At 63.6% G+C, this 1153-nt stretch carries 1 protein-coding gene; it reads left to right on the top strand.

The genetic code is table 11. From position 1 onward, the window contains the following. Positions 1–191: 191 nt before the first annotated feature. On the top strand, positions 192–1153 hold a 962-nt coding region (locus AC1DW9_RS36650; RefSeq protein WP_476855419.1), incomplete at its 3' end, for an exodeoxyribonuclease VII large subunit.

Genomic DNA, 1153 nt, shown 5'->3' with positions numbered 1-1153 from the left:
CCTCAACGCAGAGGCTGGCGTGGGCCGGCGTCCTTGGCACAGGCCAGGTCATCAGTGTACGCGCAGACATCATGCCCCGACGAGACTCCCCAAGTTGGTCGTTGCGGGCGACGTGGGTTGACGTCATCGCTCAGACGGGACCGCTTCGCAGGCTACGAAACGATTCGCAGGAGACTCTCATCGAGTTGGGCTTGCTCACGCCCGAGCGTGTCGCTTCTTTCAAGACTGCCAACCCTAGAACGGTTGTGTTGCCCGAGGTCCACAACGTCATTGTGCTGACTAGCCCGAATAGGGGATGGAGCGACTTCCGGCATCAGCACAGCACGCTGCCCCGTGACGTGGTCGTCGAGCCTCGGTGGGTGAAGACGCAAGGAGCCGGAGCCGCCGCGGAAATGGCCTCCGCCTTGGGAGCGATCAGGCCGGATGATGCCGACGTCGTGTTCATCGTTCGTGGCGGAGGTGGCTGGAGCGATTTGTGCTCCTACGACGATCTCGACCTTGCGATTGCGATTGCCCGATCTGCCGTGCCCGTAGTGACAGCAGTCGGACATCACGACGATGTGCGGTTGGCCGACCTCGTAGCTCATGCTGCATTGATCACGCCCACGGCTGCCGGCCTGGCTCTCAACATCGCGGCTTGGAAGCCGATCAACAATCGCAACAACTCATCAAGAGCGCAGGCACGCGCACGCGGCGCCGCACTTAGCGGGACGGGGCGTTCGGCCGGCGTGTGGTCGGCATCCCTCCAAGCGGCAAGCCTCAAGGATCAGCTTGCCACAAGCCGCAACGAACTGCGGGCCAGCAAGGAGGCTTTCATGAACACGAACCGTGAACTCGCCACCCTGCATTCAAACCTCATCCACTTGTGGCGGTTTACGGACGCCATACTGCTAAAGGCGGCCGAGTCTCGGATCAGGAGCCGTTATAGGGCCTGGGCCGTGGCCTGCTGGTTCGTCGCCTGCACGGTCCTCGCCGCGCGGCCACATGACCCGACCGGCGTCGGTTACGTCCCTTTCGCGATGGCTCTTCTGGCATCCGGGGCGCTCCTCTGGCGAGCCCCTCGCCGGATCACAAGTCAGCCGAGCAAGCGACAACTGCGGCGCCTACCGACCACGGGCGATGAATGGGTCCAGCGGGCCGAGAAGGCGACCAC

It is taken from the genome of Allobosea sp. P4_E12 (assembly GCF_056401655.1).
Note: the sequence above shows the minus strand (reverse complement) of the source record. Positions and strands in the feature narration are given on the sequence as shown.